Below are 18,412 nucleotides of genomic sequence, written 5' to 3'. Positions count from 1 at the left end.
CTAGTGCTCGGCCAGCCACGCATCGATGGCGCGTGCTTGTGTGGCGATAACCTTTGACACCTGGGGCTCGAGCGTGGAAACCAGTGCGGACCCGATGAACGGGATATGGCACTGTAGATTTCCTTCAACCGCATAATCCGTGTCGCTGGTACTGGTTGCTGACAGGGTCTGGGTGACGGTGCTTTCAGCACGGGCGATGGGGATGAGAATCCTCAGCAATGCTGTCCGCGAGTCGTTTTCAGCTGGTCTAGACCAGACCACTTCCTGCCGAATTTCCACACCGTCTGTGACCAAGCTTCGCAGCGCATGGGGAACCTTATGCTGGATGGCCTCGCCGGAGAGATGAGGAATTATCGTCACCTTCACCCGCCCGTCATCGCCGTCAGCCACCTGAAACTCGGTGAGGGTTGCCCCGACCTGCTCGGTGGCGTGTCGATGAAAATCGTGTGAGGTCAGCGCCTGAAAGACGTGTGCTACGGGGTGATGCACGGTGATGTTTTCCGCAAAAGCCATGATCGGTGCTGGTCCTCTCCGCAGGAGACTTTTGGTTCACTCACGGCGTGAGGAAAGGTGAACCGGGTAGTCTAAATCTGGGCGCCACAATGATGGCGCTGAACCCATTTAACCACGCTGAAGGAAGACCATCCCGTGTCCGAGCATTCATCCTTAGCACCGCTGTTGCCCGCGCTGTCTGAAGATCGCGGATTAGCCACAGCGTTATCGAGCTTGGCCGCCCACGACGAGCCCACCCCAGACCTGGGACTCCACCTGCCTGACGGGGCCCGAGCGGCGGCCACCGCGTTGATTTCAGGCGCCGTGAGTGACCTGGCGACTCAACGCAACGGCGACACCCCAGTGCACCCGGTGGTGCTGGTGATGACCGCTACCCACCGTGAAGCCGAGGAGCTGCGCTCAGCCGTGACCTCGTGGATAGATGCTGACACTGTCGGGCTGTTTCCCTCCTGGGAAACCTTGCCTCATGAGCGACTCTCGCCACGTTCGGATACGGTCGGTGAACGGCTGGCGATCTTGCGCCGCCTGGCTCACCCACAGGATGCCGGGCAGGCCCCGCTGAAAGTGCTCTTCGCCCCGATCCGTTCGATCCTGCAACCGGTGGTCAAAGGACTCGGCGACTTAACGCCGGTGGTGATCAACACCGGTGAATTCTACGAGTTTGAGTCCGTGGTCGCTGCGTTGGCTCATGCCGCCTACTCTCGGGTGGATATGGTTACCAAGCGCGGTGAATTTGCGGTACGTGGTGGGATCATTGACGTCTTCCCGCCCACCGAAGACCACCCACAACGCATCGAGTTCTTCGGTGATGAAGTCGAGGAAATCCGCTGGTTCTCGGTGGCAGACCAGCGCTCCTTGGAAGACACCAGTAATGACGGCTCGGCCACCCCCACCAGTGTGTATGCGCCACCGTGCCGAGAACTGTTGCTCACCGACGCCGTGCGCGAAAAAGCCCGTGCGCTACAAGCCTCCATGCCGCAAGCCGTCGATATGCTGGAACGCATCTCGCAAGGCCAGGCCACCGAGGGCATGGAATCGCTGGCGCCGTTGGTGACCGAAATGGTTGACTTCCTAGACCTGTTGCCGGCTGGATCGTTGAGCCTGCTGATTGAACCGGAGAAAATTCGAGCCCGAGCCGAGGACCTGTTGGCCACCAACGAAGAATTCCTGCAGGCGGCCTGGGCGGCTGCTGCCGACGGGGTGGCAGCACCGCTGGATACCTCTCAAACCGAACAGTCTCAGTTTGGGGGATTCGCCACGCTAGCTGAGACCCGGACCAAGGCGCTGGAGAATCATCAGGGCTGGTGGCAATTCTCTGTGTTGGGTGCTGACCCCGATTTAATCGCTGATGAGCAGAGCTACCGGACCGGATTCCAGCCCTCTGCAGAATTCTCCGGAGACGTGGATGCCATGCTAGAGCATATGCGCACCCGGATTTCTCAGGACTTCACTGTCGCGGTGGCCACCGACAGCTCCGGTTCGGCTCGGCGCGTGGCCGAGTTGCTTGTTCAAGCCGGTATGAGCGCCTCGGTGGTCGAGGAAGTGGCCGCAGAATTGCCCGGCCAAGTTCAGATCACGCCAGCAGCTATTAACGCCGGTTTCGTGGCGGAAGCAGAAAAAATCGCGGTGGTATCTGAACGTGACTTATTTGGACGTCGTGCGATTGCCGGATCCGAACGCGGCAAACGTCGTTCCCTCGCCCGGAAAAAGCGCAACGCGGTCGATCCTCTCGAACTGCGCGAAGGCGACTACGTTGTTCACGCTCAGCACGGCATTGCCAAATTCATTGAACTACAACGTCGCAAAGTCTCCACGGCACCATCTGGAGTTGCCGCCCAAGATGGTTATCGGGAATACCTGGTGTTGGAATACGCTCCCTCCAAACGCGGTGCTCCCGGAGATCGGCTGTTTGTGCCCACCGACCAGCTGGACCAAGTCTCGCAGTACGTGGGAGGAGAGACTCCCAGCTTGTCGAAAATGGGCGGCTCTGACTGGGCTCAGACGAAGTCCAAAGCCCGGCGGGCGACCCGCGAAATCGCCAATGAGCTGATCCGGCTCTACTCGGCACGCATGGCCTCTCGAGGGTACTCGTTCTCGGCCGATACGCCGTGGCAGAGAGAACTCGAAGAATCCTTCCCCTTCATCGAAACGCCCGACCAGCTGACTGCCATCGACGAAGTCAAGCACGATATGCAGTCGCAGGTTCCGATGGACCGGCTGATTTCCGGGGATGTAGGCTTCGGCAAAACCGAGGTCGCCGTTCGCGCAGCGTTCAAGGCGGTTCAAGACGGCAAACAGGTGGCGGTGCTGGTGCCCACCACGCTGTTGGCTCGCCAACACCATGAAACCTTTACCGAGCGTTTCGCCGGCTTTCCCATCACCGTCCGGCCTCTTTCGCGTTTTCAAACCGGCAAACAGGCTAGAGACACCATCAACGGTGTCGCCGACGGGAGCGTCGATGTGGTGATCGGTACTCACCGGCTGTTGGCCGACCAGGTGCAGTTCAAAGATCTCGGCCTGGTGATTGTCGATGAGGAACAGCGCTTCGGCGTGGAACACAAGGAACAGCTGAAGAAACTTCGCACCAATGTCGATGTGTTGGCCATGTCGGCGACCCCGATCCCGCGCACCCTGGAGATGTCGATGACCGGGATTCGGGAAACTTCGACGCTGGCCACCGCCCCGGAGGAACGCCACCCGGTGCTGACCACGGTCGGTCCCTATACCGACCAACAGGTGATTGCCGCGATACGGCGGGAGATGATGCGCGAAGGGCAGGTTTTCTATGTCCACAACCGGGTCACCTCGATCAATAAGGTAGCCGCCCACATTCAGCAGCTGGTGCCCGAAGCGCGCGTCGCGGTGGCTCACGGCAAAATGGCTGAGTCCACCTTGGAAGAGATCATGGTTAAATTCTGGGAGAAAGAGTTCGACGTGCTGGTCTCGACCACCATCATTGAAACCGGGCTCGACATTGCCAACGCCAACACGTTGATCATTGAAGATGCCCACCGCTACGGGCTCTCCCAGCTGCACCAGTTGCGCGGACGCGTGGGACGTGGTCGAGAGCGGGCCTACGCTTATTTCCTCTACGATCCACATAAACCACTGACCGAGACTGCCCTGGAACGACTGCGGGCGGTGGCCACCCATAACGAGTTGGGATCGGGTCTGAAGCTGGCCCAGAAAGACCTGGAAATTCGTGGGGCCGGCAACCTGTTGGGTGGGGAACAGTCCGGCCACATCGCCGGGGTGGGATTCGACCTCTATATCCGCATGGTCGGGGAAGCTGTGGCCGATTTCAAGGGCGAAGACGATCCTTCGCCGGTGGAGGTCAAGGTCGAGCTACCGGTCAACGCGCACCTGCCGCATGATTATGTCCCCGGCGAACGGCTACGTTTGGAGGCGTATCGAAACCTGGCCCAGGCCCACGATGACCAGGCTATCGAGGCGGTGATCGACGAACTCAAGGACCGCTACGGGGACCTACCAGAACCGGCTGAGAACTTGGTCGCGGTGGCTCGATTGCGCAATGTGGCGCGTGGACACGGGATCTCCGAGATCATGTCGATGGGCAGGAACATCAAGTTCGGGCCTGTGGAAGAGCTCCCCGAGTCACGTGTGATGCGCCTGAACAGGATGTATCCAGGTTCGAGTCTCAAACCGGCTTTGAAAGCCGTAATGGTGCCCCGGCCCAAGGACGCTCAGACGGTGGTCGGTAAGGACCTCACCGACCAACCACTGTTGCAGTGGGCCAGTGAGCTGGTGCGCAATATCTTCCCTCAGGTGGCCAAGAACTCACCGGAAGAAGGTGGATCATCGCAGGAGTCCGGTGTGACTGAGGGTAGTTAGTGTTGGTACTCGCCACGCTGGAGGATGCGACGCCAGAAAGGTTTCATCGGAACCCCAGCTAAGGGGCGGGACAGTGGTGAATAGATGATCAGCAAGCCGAGTGCCCAGCTGGTAAGTACGGTGAGGATAAAGCGCTGATGCAGGTTATCGACACCCAGCCGGGCGAACTCCATGATCAGCCAGCCATGGGCCAGCACCACCACGGTCCCGGTTCGGACTAGTTGCTGTATCACCGGGCGGGCGGGTTGGACCAGAGCGTTGACCCAGGTGCCGAAGATCATCACCATGCCACAGACCATCAGCACCCCGACCACCGGGGTCACCAGGAACAGACCGAATCCAGCGAATTTGATGTTGTGCGGTGGCACACCCATCAGCACCGCGGCCATGCCGATCAGCACGAGGCCAAGACCGAGGAAACCCAGCGTGGTGGAGTCGAAGGGCGTGGTCGTTGATTTGGCTTTGATCCCCGGAAAATCGCTGAGTCGCGGCAGGATGTGATAGCGGAAGGCTTCACCGCACAGGATGTAGAACATACACGGTATAGCGAGTCCGATGCCCAAGGGCAAGATCACGCCCAACTGGTAGTCCTCGGGCAAGACCGCAGCGGCGACAAAGCCCAGGATGGCCACCGTCCAGGCCACCCAGGTGGGGAATCGTTCGAGGAACCGACGGATAAGTACGGCAAAAAAGAGCACCGAGATAAACCAGAAGGCCCACCACGGCGGGTCTTGCTGCGACCCGCCATACCAGCCGTAGAAGAGTGCTTCGAGGAATTCTTCCCAGGTGTCGTTGAACAGCCATGCCACGACCGACATCAGCACCGCCCAGATCAAATAGGGCACGCCCAGAGTGAGCCACCGGTTTTTCAGTTCGGTGGTGAAGGGCCGGCCGGGGGTGAAGAAGAAACCGGACAGGAAGAAGAACAGCGGCATCCGCCAGATTTCCAGATAACTTTTGAAGGTGAAAGCATCCCCGTAGATGTGTCCGACGACCACCGCGACGATCGAGACGATTCTTAACAGGTCGATCCCCACATTGCGACCGATGGTCCCGGTGAGATGGCGCCGAGTGGCGACGTCACCGGCGGGGTAGGTGGGAGTGGCCATGGTGCGCTGAAGGGGCTTCTCTTCTCGGTCGTGGAACAGCTGTTGGCTGATCGGCTGGCTGGTGTCCGTCCCAGTCTAGCTAACCGAAGACCTCGGTGACGAGGTCTTCGGTGTGCGCATTCCGGTCAACAGACGGGCCCACCAGTAGCGGGGTGCCAGGCGGCACAGCAGAGTTCCGACAGCGAAACAGATCACCACAGTCAGCAGGAAACGCAGGTGGAGGTTGCCCAGGTCCCAGCGGTCTAGTTGCAACAGCACGATCCCGTGCAGGAGCACGACAACGGTTCCGGCACGGGCGAGCTGATATACCCAGTGGCGCATGGGCGGTATAGCTCGGATGAGACGGTCTCCCCAGGTGGCGCTGAGCAAGATGAAACCGGCAGAGATGGTGATCCCGGTAAGCGGGGTGACCAGAAACAAACCGAAGTCTGAGGACTGGATGGAATGGGCGGGAACCCCCAGGGCGGTGGCGATGAAGCCGGCGACGACCAGGCCCGACCCGATCAGCGCATAGGGCGTACTTGGGCGCTCAGTGCCGATGGTTGCTTGCAAGCGGGTGTGCACCAGCATGTGCAAGGCACGTCCGCAGAGGATGTAGAACAAGACCGGCAAACACAATCCCACCGAGAATGGGGTACGCGCTAGGAGCTCGTCGTCGAGAATGTCAGACAGCACGAGTCCGCTCAGTGCCACGGCCCAGGGAACCCAGGCTGGGAGATGTTGCAGGCACCGGTAGAGCAGCACGGTGGCGGTCAACACCGACAGAAACCAGAATGCCATCCAGATAATGGTCTGGTCGACTCCGCCATACCAGCCCATGATGAGTAGCTCCGTGAGATGTTTGGGGTCGTGATACCACCAGATCACGGTCACCACCGAGCAGATGACTGACCACCAAAAATAGGGGACGAGAAGAGTGGTGAATCGTGTATTTGTTTCCGCGCGCAGTGACTTTCCCGGGGTCAAGAAATATCCGGAGAGCACGAAGAACAGCGGCATGCGCCACATCGACAAAAACTCGCGGTGCTCTATGGTAGCACCATAGGTGTGGCCGAAGATTACCGCGATCAGGCACAGCACTCTCAGAGCATCGACGCCGACGATCCGCGGTCGCTTCACAGTCGCGGTGTTGGTGTTCGGGGGTGCTGTTGTCATCATGGTGGGGGTCAGACGGCGGTGGGTAAACAATAGCCCGGGCCGTTGTGGGCCCGGGCATGCAGTCATTGAAAACGAAGGTCGCCACCGTCGGAACGGTGCGCGTGGTTAGTACTGCTCGGGGTCGTGACGAAGGTTCTTGGGATCGTGAATGTGATCGTGATCAACCGTATCGGAGCGACCGACAATGGCCTTGGGGATCAGGAAGGTGATCACCATCAGCACCAGCGCGGTGATGCCCGGGAGCCACACAGCGTTGACGTAGTCGGTGCTGTGCTCCCAGAAACTCAGGGCGAACATGGTTCCCAGCAGGAGTACGAACACCACGGCGAACAGGATAATATTGCCGGTGCCGAATCCGCGACCAGAGTGGTCGGTTGGTTTGCCGTTACGAATCACGGGTCTACCTCATCTTTCACAGCTACAGAAGCCTCTGTAGCCAAGCGTGGGTGCGAGTCGAATATGCTTAGTTACGTTCTAGGATAGCAAGAGTTGCGGAACAGCCCAGCCTGTTAGCCCCTGCATGAAGCATCTGAAGGGCAGATTGCCGGGTTTTAATGCCACCGGAGGCCTTCACCCCCAGCCGGTCGGAGACTGCCTGCCGCATCACGGTGACAGCTTGGCGGGTGGCTGGACCGTAGCCGAATCCGGTGGAGGTTTTGACAAAATCGGCGTGGGCTTCCTCGACGGCCTGGCAGGCCCGGGTGAGCAGGTTGGTGGAGAGGTTGCCGTCGGGGCCGGTCAGCGCCCCGATTTCGACAATGACTTTCACCAGCGCAGAATCGTTGATGGACTTGGTGGCCTCGACCACCTGGGCAATATCGGCGATGACGGTGTGATCGTCCCCGGCATGCAACGCGCCCAGATTGATGACCATATCGATCTCTGTGGCCCCGGCAGCGACAGCTTGTTGAGCTTCGGTGGCTTTCGCCCAGGTCGTGGTGGCGCCCAAGGGAAACCCGACCACGCTACACACCGCGACCGGTGAGTCCTCGAGCTGGGTCACCGCGGTCGGGACCCAGAATGGATTCACGCACACCGAGGCGGTGCGGTGGGCGGCAGCCTGGTCACACAGGGCGGCAATGTGTTCGGCGGTGGCGGTGGCCGTCAACAACGTATGATCGATCAACCCCGCCAACTCGGCGGTGGAGAGGGTGTCAATCTGTTCGGTGGTCAGGGCGGCGGTGGGGGATTCAACAACAGTCATCGTTTGGGTGCTTACCGTTCGGGGTTTAGGGGTTGGGTCAAAAACGTTTCGGCATCCGCTTCAAGCCGTGCTAACAGGTCCGCAAGCCGTGAGGCGGCAGCGGTCTTGTCGGGGGTCTCGGTGGGCCGTTGTGGTGGCAGGTGAACTTCCAGATAGCACTTCAGCTTCGGTTCGGTCCCGGAGGGACGGACCTGGACCGACAGGTGTGCAGCCGGAACCTCGGGGTGGGCGGGGTCGGCTTCGGCGCTGAGAGACACCAACTCGGTGGGGTGTAATCCTTGGGCGGAAGCGGTGGCCGGATCGGCGTAGTCAACCAGCGTGGTGGGGCCGATACCGGCTAAGGAGGCTGGTGGGTGCTGGCGCAGGTGCGCCATGATCTGAGGGATCACGCTGAGATCATCCAGCCGCAACGACAGCTGGCTACTGAGCCCGGACCCCACGAGGGTCTGCAACTGCTCACGATACTCCCACAGGCTCGATCCTTGGGATTTCAGTGCCGCGGCTAGTTCGCAGATTAACAGTCCGGCGCTGAGTCCGTCTTTATCGCGGACCACCTCGGGGGCAACACAGTAGCCCAGGGCTTCTTCGAAACCGAAGCTCAGATGGGGCACGCGCGAGATCCATTTGAAACCGGTCAGTGTTGGAATGCATTCAGCCCCCGGGTAGTGGCCGGCCAGCCGGGCTAACGCGGGGCTGGAGACCACCGAGCGGGCCAGCACCTGCGGGTTGGTGGTTGTCGCGTGGGAGCCTGAACGAGCTAAGAACAACGACCCGAGGATTAAACCGAGATCATTGCCGGAGAGTCGTTGCCAAGTGCCGTTCGGGGAACTCGGGCTCGGGATGGCAACGGCCAGTCGGTCCGCGTCGGGATCGTGGGCGATGATCAGATCGGTCTCCGGTTCCCGATTGGCGGTGCTCAGCGCCAGATCCAGAGCACCGTGTTCTTCCGGATTGGGGAAGACCACCGTGGGGAAGTCGGGGTCGGGATCGATCTGTTCGGCTACCGGCCGGAGTGGCCCGTACCCGAAACGGCGCATCATCTCCGGGAACACCACCCCGCCCACTCCGTGCATCGGCGTATACACCACCCGCAGTGACGCCCGAGCCCCGATGGCCTGGTCTGCGGTGAATTCCGTGAGTGGAGACCGCGGTTGCAACGAGTCGGCGAGCGCGAGCCGGTAGCGTTCAGCCACCTCGTCGACGTCCAGAGACTCCACGCCAGCGGCTTGCATGACCGGGATCTGGTCGGCAGTGTGCCAGTGGTTGATGCGCTCGGCGATCTCGGTATCGACCGGGGCAATGATCTGGGCTCCGGTGCCCCATTGGTCACTGAGCCGTCCGCCGAGGTAGACCTTATAGCCGTTATCGGTGGCCGGGTTGTGGCTGGCGGTGACCATAATGCCCACATCGGTGGCCAGCTCCCGGACGGCGAAGGCGAGCAGCGGGGTGGGACACCACGTTCTGAAAAGGTAGGTTTGGCACCCAGCGGCTTGGAACACGGCTGCAGAATCTTCGGCAAAGCTCAACGACCCGTAACGGGCGTCGAAACCGATCACCACCCGCGGCGAGCGAGAGTCCTCGGTCAGCCAGGATTGTGCCCAATCGCTGATGCCGGCTGCGCTACGCCGGACGACGACACGGTTCATACGGTTCAGGCCCGGACCTTCGGCAGCCCGCAGACCAGCGGTGCCGAAACGAAGGGGCCCGGCAAAACGGTCGGCCAGGGTGGCATAGTCGTGGCGGTTGAGTTCTTCGTGCAGGATCTCGTGGTGTCGCGGGTCGGGGTCGATCTGGCACCAATCCTCGACCAGGCGAACGAGTTGGTCGGGGTCAACGGGGTTATGTGTGGTCATAGCTTGTCGATGATCGAGGCGAGTAAGTGGGAAATGCGTGTCTGGGCGGCACGGCCGGCCTCAATCACTTCGTGATGGGAGAGCGGGTGCTGGCTGATGCCGGCAGCCTGGTTGGTTACCAATGACATCCCGAAGACTTCAAGCCCGGCATGCCGGGCTGCAATGGCGTCTAATGCAGTCGACATACCCACCAGGTCTCCACCGAGGAGCTTGGCCATGCGTACCTCGGCGGGAGTTTCGTACTGCGGTCCGGGGAACTGGACATAAACTCCCTGTGGCAAGGAGGGATCCACGCTGCGGGCGATCTTACGGATGCGAGGCGAGTACAGATCGGTGAGATCAACGAACTCCGGGCCCAGGAGGGGAGTAGCGCCGGTGAGGTTTAGATGGTCGCTGATCAGCACCGGCTCTCCGGGCGGCAACGCCTCGTTGACGCTGCCAGATCCGTTGGTGAGCACCACCAGCTCAGCTCCGGTAGCGGCAGCGGTGCGCACCGTGTGTGCTACCGCGTTCACATCGCGGTGTTCGTAGTAATGGGTGCGAGATCCGAACACCAGCACGTGGTCCGTGACCGTACCCTCGGCGGAGCTCCGGGCAATGGAAGACACGGTGGAGCCGTGTCCGGCCACAGACGGAGAAGTGAAACCCGGAATATCACCGGTGGGCAACTCGGTCTGACGGTCACCGAGCAGATCGGTCGCCCCGGACCAGCCAGAGCCCAGTACGACCGCGATGCGGTGCTGTGCTACCCCGGTCGTCTCGGCGATATAGCGCCCGGCATGGCGGGCTAAATCGAACCCCGGATGGTCCCCGGACAACCCCATGGACTCCGCAGTAGGCTCAGAAATGTTCTTGTCAGTCACGTCTGTCATCCTAGCGAGAACGGCCCCAGCCAGCCTAGCTGTGAGGTTCAGCTGTCATCTGCACTACATCTATGGGCCTTGGCAGGGTTTGTACGACAGAATAGGACTCGTGTCTTCTTCAGCATTGATTCCTCACCCCTCATTGACCATTATCGGTGCCGGACCCGGAGGCTACGAAGCAGCGCTGGTGGCTGCTAACCAAGGATCCGAGGTCACCATTGTCGAACGTGACGGTATCGGCGGGTCAGCGGTGCTGACCGACGTGGTGCCGTCGAAGACGCTGATCGCGGCAGCCGACGGCCGTCGGCGCGTGATGAAATCGACCAGTCTGGGTATTGAGCTGGATTCGAACGCAGTGTTCTCCAACCTCAACGAGGTGGACCAGCGTATTATCCAGCTGGCCTCGGAACAGTCCGAAGATATCCGCCATAAGTTACAGAAGGCCGGCGTCAGGATTGTCATTGGTCAGGCTCGCTTCCGGGAGCCTCGCGTGCTGGAAGTGGAAACCATCTCGGGCAAGACCGAAACCATCACTTCCGATGCGGTGCTCATCGCCACCGGGGCCTCACCTCGAGAACTCCCAACCGCCCAGCCCGACGGGGAGCGCATTTTCAACTGGAAGCAACTCTACCGGCTCCGTGAACTGCCCGAACACATGATTGTGGTCGGCTCGGGTGTCACCGGTGCGGAATTCGCCTCGGCTTATAACCTGCTGGGCGCGAAGGTATCGCTGGTATCCTCACGTGACCAGGTGTTGCCCAATGAAGACCCTGATGCGGCGCGAGTGCTGGAAAACGTCTTTATAGAAAACGGTGTCAACGTCGTATCCCGAACCCGCGCCAATGCCGTGACCCGCACCGAGCACGGGGTTGCGGTCGAGTTGTCCACCGGCGAGGTGCTGGAGGGCTCCCACTGCCTGTTGGCGGTTGGCGGGATCCCCAACACCCAGCACCTGGGACTGGACGAGGTCGGGGTGGCCACCACTGAATCCGGACACATTCGGGTTGATGCGGTCTCGCGCACCTCCGTGGAAGGCATCTACGCTGCCGGGGACTGCACCGGTCGGCTGGCGTTGGCCTCCGTGGCGGCGATGCAGGGCCGGATCGCGGTCAACCACCTTATCGGTGATGAGGTTAAGCCCTTCAACCCGTTCCGGGTCTCGTCTAATATTTTCACCTCTCCGGAGATTGCCACCGTCGGTGTGGCTGCCCAGCAGGCCGATCGTACCAAGTATCAGTATGACGAGGTGATCCTGGATCTGACCACGAACCCGCGGGCCAAGATGATGAACGTCGAGCACGGTTTCGTCAAACTCTTTGCGCGCAAAGGCTCCAATAGTGTGGTCGGTGGCATCGTGGTGGCTCCCCGTGCCTCGGAGCTGATCTACCCGATCTCGTTGGCGGTGGCCAAACGACTGCAGGTCGATGATCTGGCCAATACCTTTACCGTCTACCCCTCACTGTCGGGCTCCCTGGCCGAGGCTGCCCGACTGTTGCACGTGCGTAGCAGTGATTTGAACCCGGTCCCCGAAGACGTCTAAATACACCAGAATGCTCGCCCAAGGCCTTTAAAGAGATTCAGGGCTGTCAGGATCGCGATGAGTCCTGACAGCCCTGAACCGTATGTCGGGTTAGCCTCAGGTGCGCTGGACTTCGTCGACAGTGAAGTCATACAGCGAGCGGTACTTGGTTTCCGGGGCCACAACGAGGGCCACCAGTGAGATCGCTGAAGCGATCGAGAGATAATAGCCGACCCAGGCCACTGACATATTTTGCACCAGAGCGGTGGCAATAAAAGGGGTCAGGGCGGCGCCGAGGATCGAGGAGACGTTATAGGCAACGCCCGAACCGGTGTAGCGGGTTTCGGTGGGGAACAGTTCCGGAAGTACCGCCGACATGGGCCCAAAGGTCAAGCCCATCAGCATCATGCCGACGATTAAGAAGGCAGCCATCTGCCAGACCTTCAGCGATCCATCGTCGTGGAGCACTGAATGCGGTGACAGCCAGGGGCCAAAGGTCATCCCGAATAGCACCATCAGCACCGTGATGACGATCAGGGTGGGTCTGCGGCCGAATCTATCGGCGAGGTATCCCGCGACCGGAATGAACAGCGCGAAAAAGACAATGCCGATCAGTTGCAAGACCAAAAACTCCGAGTAGTTTTCGCCCAGACCCTGCCCCTGCTTGGGGCTCCCAATGGCATAAGAGAGGATCCAGGTGGTCATCAAATAGAACATCACGTAGGTGGCGTACATGATGAACGTTCCCAGAAGTAACTCCCACCAGTTGCGCTTGAAGACCTGACCCAGGGGAGCCTTGGCCCGTTTGTCCTGGGCAATGACGCGCTGGAAAACCGGGGTTTCTTCCAGGCTGACGCGGATCCACAAGCCGATGATGACCATCACGGCCGAGAGCAGGAAGGGAAGCCGCCAGACCCAGTCGATGAACACGTGATCGACACCGTGTTCCACCGAGTTGTAGCCGACCGCAACAGTCAGGACCAAGAAAAAGCCATTGGCCAGCAAGAACCCAATTGGAGCACCCAGTTGTGGCCACATGGCCGCCCCAGCACGCTTGCCCTTTTGGGCGGTTTCGGTCGCGAGCAAGGCGGCCCCGGACCATTCACCGCCCAGGCCGAGTCCCTGGCAGAAGCGCAGAATGGTCAGCATCGCCGGCGCCCAGATCCCAATCTGGTGGTATGTAGGCAACAGACCAATCAAGAACGTGGCAATGCCCATGGTGAGCAAGGCGCCGATCAACGTGGCTTTGCGTCCGATGCGGTCGCCCATGTGGCCGAAAATGATCGAACCGATCGGCCGGGCCACGAAAGCAGCACCAAAGGTCGCCATCGAGGCCAGTAGTGCGGCCGACTCGTCGCCTTCGGCGAAGAAGATGAGCGGGAACACCGACACCGCGGCGGTGGCATAGATATAGAAGTCGTAGAACTCAATGGAGGTACCCACCAGGGAGGCGATAATAATCCGCCAGCGCGGGACACCGAGTTCTGTAGCGGTGTGGTCATAAGAATCTGACGTGATTTCGTCAGTGACACCAGGCATAGGCTGTCCTGCCATGATGCTCCTCAACAGGTAGTCAGTGAATAAGCGAATGTGGAACTTTTTCAGGCTACTACCGCGCTGAGGTCAACGCTGCAGAAACAGCAAAAACCGAGGTGATCGTCTCACATCTTGAGATTCTGTGAGAGGGTCACCCCGGTTGAGGCTATAAAAGACGAGATGGTGGCGGGATTTTTAGGAATCGGAGATGGTGGCCAGAACGCCACCGGCGGCGATGGTTTCCCCCTGGGCTACTGTCAAGGAGGTCACGGTGCCGGACTTGTGGGCGGTGATGGGCTGTTCCATCTTCATCGCTTCCAGTACCACGATCAGATCTCCTTCAGAGACGTGCTCGCCTTCGGCGACGGCGATTTTGACCAGCGTGCCCTGCATCGGGGAGGTTAAGTCATCGCCAGAGGCTTTCTTCGGTCCGGTCGCTCCGGCGGCTTTACGCAAACTGCGACGGGGCTTGCCGGTCGCTCGACCGCCCGATTGTTGCACCGAGGGCAACCCCGGCATGGTTTCCGGTAGCGTGACTTCGACACGCTTGGTGTTGACCTCGATGGTGACGCTACGACGTTCGGTCGCCTCGGTCTCGAGAGCGGTGGGGCCATCGTAAGGGGTGATGGTGTTATTGAACTCGGTTTCGATCCAACGGGTGTGGACATCGAAGGACCGAGCGTCAGGCTCGTTGAGCTCCGGGGCGAAGGCGGGATCGCGGACGACGAAACGATGGAAGGGGAGTACCGTTGGCATTCCCACGATCTGCATCTCAGTCAGGGCGCGGTAGGAGCGTTCCAGGGCCTCACGACGCGTTGCGCCGGTGACGATGAGTTTGGCCACCATAGAATCGAACGCGCCCGAGATGGTCTCGCCTTCTTCCACCCCGGTGTCGATGCGCACTCCGGGGCCACCCGGCAGACGCAACCGGGTTAGGGTACCCGGTGCTGGCATAAAGTTTCGACCGGCGTCCTCGCCATTGATTCGGAACTCGAAGGAGTGGCCACGGTTGGTCGGGTGCTGGTAACCAAGTTGTTCACCGCGGGCCACGCGGAATTGTTCGCGGACCAAATCCAGGCCCGTGACTTCTTCGGAGACACAGTGTTCGACCTGCAGTCGGGTATTGACCTCCAAAAACGAGATCGTGCCGTCTTGACCGACCAAAAACTCACAGGTACCAGCGCCGACGTAGTTGGCTTCCTGCAATAGTGCGACCGAGGCATCGTAGAGACGCTGGTTCTGCTCATCGGTCAAAAACGGTGCGGGTGCTTCTTCCACCAGCTTCTGGTTCCGCCGTTGCAACGAGCAGTCGCGGGTCGAGACCACGGCAACATGGCCGAAGGAATCTGCGATGCACTGGGTCTCAACGTGGCGGGGTGCCTCCAAGAAGCGCTCCACAAAACACTCACCACGACCAAACGCGGCGGTGGCTTCCCGCACGGCCGATTCAAACAGCTCGGGAATATCTGCGCGCTCGCGGGCGACCTTAATGCCCCGACCACCTCCCCCGTAGGCGGCCTTGATAGCCAAGGGCAGGCCGTGCTCATCGGCGAAGGCGAGAACCTCGTCGGCGGATTCCACCGGATCTTGAGTTCCTGGGGCGAGTGGAGCTCCGACCTTCTGAGCGATCTGTCGTGCTGCGACCTTATCGCCCAGGGAGTCAATGGCTGAGGGAGAGGGGCCAATCCAGACAAGGCCGGCCTCTAAGACGGCGCGGGCAAAGTCAGCGTTTTCAGCCAAAAAGCCGTACCCGGGATGAACGGCATCGGCTCCGGACTCTTGGGCTACACGAATGATTTTGTCGATGCGCAGGTACGTCTCGGCAGCTGTGTCGCCCTCCAAAGAGTAGGCTTCATCGGCCATACGCACATGCATCGCGTCTCGATCCGGGCCTGCATAAACCGCGACCGCGTCGAGGCCTTCGTCGTGGGCTGCGCGGATCACGCGAACAGCGATTTCACCGCGATTGGCAATTAGGACCTTAGAAAACGGCTTGAGCAGCAGCTCGGTGCTAGCGCGTTGAGCGGTCATACAGGCACAGGCTCCTCAAAAATGACGAAAACTTGGCGAGGGACGTCGGCAAACGGCCAGGAAAATATTCCACCACAGTCCCTTGAAGAATCCTAGGACCCCACGGTGGGAATTCTACAATTTGACGTGAAATTCTTGGCAGATTGGCAGAATCCCTTGGAGGAAGTCTACAAAAATGCTTCGAGTTCCTTCAGCTGTGTGATGTCAGTCCCACCAATCGGAGAGCCGGTATCCCCACGCTTGAAGTGACTCGCGCACCACACGCAGGCTGAGCCCCAAGACGGTATTGGGATCACCCTGCACGGACTGGATCAGCGATGCGCCCCGGGCTTCGAGGGTAAATCCACCGGCACACCCTAGCGGTTCGCCGGTGGCCACGTAGTCGAGGATCGTTTGCTCGTCCACTGCTGCGAACTCCACCTCAGCGGAGTCGGTGACCACTTGTTGCTTGAGTGCACCGGGTTTTTCAGGGTGGAGGAGCCCCAGCCAGTGTCCGGTGTGCAGGGTACCGGACTGTCCTTGTTGGGCCCGCCAGCGCTCGATGGCGATCTCGGGTTCATGGGGTTTGCCGTAAACGCTGGAGTTGAATTCAAAGACTGAATCGGCCGCCAAAATCAGTGTTGGGGAGGTTATCTCCTGAGCTACCTCGGTAGCGACTGCCCTGCCCTTGGCCTGGGCAAGCAACTCGGGAATCTCAACCGGGGTGAGTTCGCGGTTTTGAGAGGCCACCAATGCCGGTTCATCGATATCGGACACACGTTGGGTGAAGGGAAGAGCGGCCCGAGCGAGTACTTGGGCTCGGGCTGAGGAGCCGGAGGCCAGAATAATCTCAGGGTGCTGAGATCGCGCCATTAGTCTTCCCCAGCGGAGATACGCCAGTGTGCCGTGACGTCACGGTTCCAGGTCGAGACCCGGCGACGGTGCGAAAAACGACGGGCACGGGCCTTTTCTCGGTCTTCGGCCGTTTCAGGCTGCGCCATGGCTACGATACCCACTACGGCCGTGGCTGCAGCGATGTCTTCGGCGGTGAGATTGCCACCACGCACGATCATCCCGGTGGGATCGTGGTGTTCCTCAACGCTCATCCAGGTTCCTCCCATATCTCGGCCGGTGTGGTCTTGGGTTTACAGTGGAATATTGCCGTGCTTGCGGTACGGGCGCGACTCACGCTTATTGACCGTGGCGCGAATGGCCTTGACAATTTCGGCGCGCGTTTCTGAAGGCGCGATCACGGCGTCAACGTAACCGGACTCTGCTGCCTGATAGGGGTTGAGCAACTCGGCCTCGTAGTCCTCAATCAATTCCTGGCGACGGGTCTCGACGTCTCCGCCCTCGTCAGCGACCTTGGCCAACTCGCGACGGTAGAGAATATTAACCGCACCCTGGGCACCCATAACACCGATCTGGGCGGTGGGCCAGGCCAGGTTGAGGTCTGCACCGAGCTTCTTCGAGCCCATCACAATATAAGCGCCCCCGTAAGCCTTCCGAGTGATCACGGTGATCTTCGGGACCGTAGCCTCGGCATAGGCATAAATCAGCTTCGCGCCACGCCGAATGATGCCGTTGAACTCCTGATCGGTGCCGGGCAAGAAACCGGGCACATCCACCAGGGTGACAATCGGAATGTTGAAAGCATCGCAAAAACGCACGAAGCGTGCCGCCTTCTCTGAAGCAGCGATATCCAGGGTGCCAGCAAATTGCATTGGTTGGTTGGCCACCACGCCCACCGAACGCCCATCCATCCGGCCGAACCCGACAATCACGGAGGGAGCATAAAGTTGCTGGACTTCTAAAAAGGCCCCGTCATCAACCAGCGTGGCCACCACGTCGAGCATATTGTAGGGCTGGTTCGCCGAGTCGGGCACGATAGTGTTCAGGGACAGGTCGGCTTCGGTGGTCGCCAGAACGGGGTCGACATCGAAGATCTGACCATCGGAGTAGTTGTGCGCTGGCAGGTAATCCAGCAGTTCCCGCACCCAGTCGAAAGCATCGGCTTCATCCTCGGCCAGATAGGCCGCGGTCCCGGTTCGCTCATTGTGACTACGAGCGCCACCAAGAGTTTCCATATCAATGTCTTCACCGGTCACGGCCTTGATGACATCGGGACCGGTGATGAACATGTGCGAGGTCTGATCCACCATGACCACAAAATCGGTCAGGGCCGGGGAGTAGGCGGCACCGCCAGCAGCCGGTCCCATAATGATCGAGATCTGCGGAATCACCCCCGAAGCCAACACATTATTGCGGAAGATGTCTGCGAACATCGCGAGGGAGTCCACGCCTTCTTGAATGCGTGCTCCGCCCCCGTCGTTGATCCCGATGATAGGACACCCATTACGGGCAGCGAATTGCTGGACTTTGACGATCTTTTCCCCGTTGACCTTCGACAGGGACCCACCGAACACGGTGAAATCCTGAGCGTAAACGGCCACCAGACGTCCATCGATGGTCCCGTAGCCAGAAACCAGACCATCACCTTCGGGGTGTTTGGCGTCCATACCGAACGAGGTGGTGCGGTGCACGCGAAGCTGATCGAATTCGACAAATGAGCCGTCATCCACCAGCTCGTTGAGACGTTCACGAGCGGTGGCTTTACCGCGGGAGTGCTGACGGTCAATCGCGACTTGGCCGGAGGGCACCATCGCAGATTCACGCCGATGGAAGAAGTCTTCGAGTTTTCCCGCGGTGGTAGTCAGATCGGGAGTGGTCTGTCCCGCCTGGTCTGGCTCAGTGCTCAACAGCTTCCTCCAACATGGGTTAGGTGTGCTTTGTTG

Annotated in this window: 14 protein-coding genes; 2 read left to right on the top strand and 12 right to left on the bottom strand. The window is 60.1% G+C overall.

From position 1 onward, the window contains the following. On the bottom strand, positions 1 to 513 hold the full coding sequence (locus DCC25_RS06770; RefSeq protein WP_110101119.1) for a DUF2505 domain-containing protein: 513 nt from the start codon (positions 511 to 513) through the stop codon (positions 1 to 3). 135 nt (positions 514 to 648) lie between these two features. On the opposite strand from DCC25_RS06770, the gene mfd reads away from it, so the two are divergent. Further along, positions 649 to 4,365, top strand: a complete 3,717-nt coding sequence (gene mfd / locus DCC25_RS06765; protein WP_233487939.1) for a transcription-repair coupling factor — start codon at positions 649 to 651, stop codon at positions 4,363 to 4,365. Here the strand turns inward: mfd and DCC25_RS06760 are convergent. From DCC25_RS06760 to DCC25_RS06735, 6 genes are all read right to left on the bottom strand, one after another. Further along, positions 4,362 to 5,474, bottom strand: coding sequence for an acyltransferase (locus tag DCC25_RS06760; protein WP_110101118.1), 1,113 nt, complete (start codon positions 5,472 to 5,474; stop codon positions 4,362 to 4,364). The two genes, mfd and DCC25_RS06760, sit on opposite strands and share 4 nt — an antisense overlap. Before the next feature lie 75 nt (positions 5,475 to 5,549). Further along, the gene (locus DCC25_RS06755; RefSeq protein ID WP_110101117.1) at positions 5,550 to 6,698 is read right to left on the bottom strand and encodes an acyltransferase family protein; all 1,149 of its coding nucleotides are present in this window, start codon (positions 6,696 to 6,698) and stop codon (positions 5,550 to 5,552) included. A 39-nt stretch (positions 6,699 to 6,737) separates the two neighbouring features. Beyond that, positions 6,738 to 7,028, bottom strand: a complete 291-nt coding sequence (locus tag DCC25_RS06750; RefSeq protein ID WP_110101116.1) for a hypothetical protein — start codon at positions 7,026 to 7,028, stop codon at positions 6,738 to 6,740. 67 nt (positions 7,029 to 7,095) lie between these two features. Further along, positions 7,096 to 7,836 (bottom strand): deoxyribose-phosphate aldolase, encoded by a 741-nt coding sequence (gene deoC, locus DCC25_RS06745; RefSeq protein ID WP_110101115.1) that lies wholly within the window; start codon positions 7,834 to 7,836, stop codon positions 7,096 to 7,098. Positions 7,837 to 7,847: 11 nt separating this feature from the next. After that, positions 7,848 to 9,689: a phospho-sugar mutase gene (locus tag DCC25_RS06740; protein WP_110101114.1), complete on the bottom strand. Its 1,842-nt coding sequence runs from the start codon at positions 9,687 to 9,689 to the stop codon at positions 7,848 to 7,850. Beyond that, a complete protein-coding gene (locus DCC25_RS06735; RefSeq protein WP_110101113.1) occupies positions 9,686 to 10,561 on the bottom strand; it encodes a purine-nucleoside phosphorylase in 876 nt (291 codons plus the stop codon). The genes DCC25_RS06740 and DCC25_RS06735 overlap by 4 nt, the downstream gene beginning before the upstream one ends. A 91-nt stretch (positions 10,562 to 10,652) precedes the next feature. On the opposite strand from DCC25_RS06735, the gene DCC25_RS06730 reads away from it, so the two are divergent. Beyond that, complete coding sequence (locus DCC25_RS06730; protein ID WP_122548877.1) at positions 10,653 to 12,092, top strand: NAD(P)H-quinone dehydrogenase; 1,440 nt, start codon at positions 10,653 to 10,655, stop codon at positions 12,090 to 12,092. Between the two features lie 96 nt (positions 12,093 to 12,188). Here DCC25_RS06730 and DCC25_RS06725 read toward each other — a convergent pair whose 3' ends face one another. From DCC25_RS06725 to DCC25_RS06705, 5 genes are all read right to left on the bottom strand, one after another. Further along, positions 12,189 to 13,625, bottom strand: coding sequence for an MFS transporter (locus DCC25_RS06725; RefSeq protein ID WP_233487938.1), 1,437 nt, complete (start codon positions 13,623 to 13,625; stop codon positions 12,189 to 12,191). 177 nt (positions 13,626 to 13,802) lie between these two features. Further along, positions 13,803 to 15,638, bottom strand: a complete 1,836-nt coding sequence (locus tag DCC25_RS06720; RefSeq protein WP_110101110.1) for a biotin carboxylase N-terminal domain-containing protein — start codon at positions 15,636 to 15,638, stop codon at positions 13,803 to 13,805. A gap of 204 nt (positions 15,639 to 15,842) precedes the next feature. Continuing rightward, the gene (locus tag DCC25_RS06715; RefSeq protein ID WP_110101109.1) at positions 15,843 to 16,490 is read right to left on the bottom strand and encodes a nucleoside triphosphate pyrophosphatase; all 648 of its coding nucleotides are present in this window, start codon (positions 16,488 to 16,490) and stop codon (positions 15,843 to 15,845) included. Then, complete coding sequence (locus DCC25_RS06710) at positions 16,490 to 16,723, bottom strand: acyl-CoA carboxylase epsilon subunit (protein ID WP_158278482.1); 234 nt, start codon at positions 16,721 to 16,723, stop codon at positions 16,490 to 16,492. The genes DCC25_RS06715 and DCC25_RS06710 overlap by 1 nt, the downstream gene beginning before the upstream one ends. Before the next feature lie 39 nt (positions 16,724 to 16,762). Further along, complete coding sequence (locus DCC25_RS06705; RefSeq protein WP_233487937.1) at positions 16,763 to 18,376, bottom strand: acyl-CoA carboxylase subunit beta; 1,614 nt, start codon at positions 18,374 to 18,376, stop codon at positions 16,763 to 16,765. Positions 18,377 to 18,412 lie beyond the last annotated feature (36 nt).

This window comes from Auritidibacter sp. NML120636, from assembly GCF_003185945.1.
In the GTDB taxonomy this organism is placed as follows: Bacteria; Actinomycetota; Actinomycetes; order Actinomycetales; family Micrococcaceae; genus Auritidibacter; species Auritidibacter ignavus.
The sequence above is the reverse complement of the archived record's forward strand: the minus strand, read 5'-3'. Positions and strand labels throughout refer to the sequence as shown.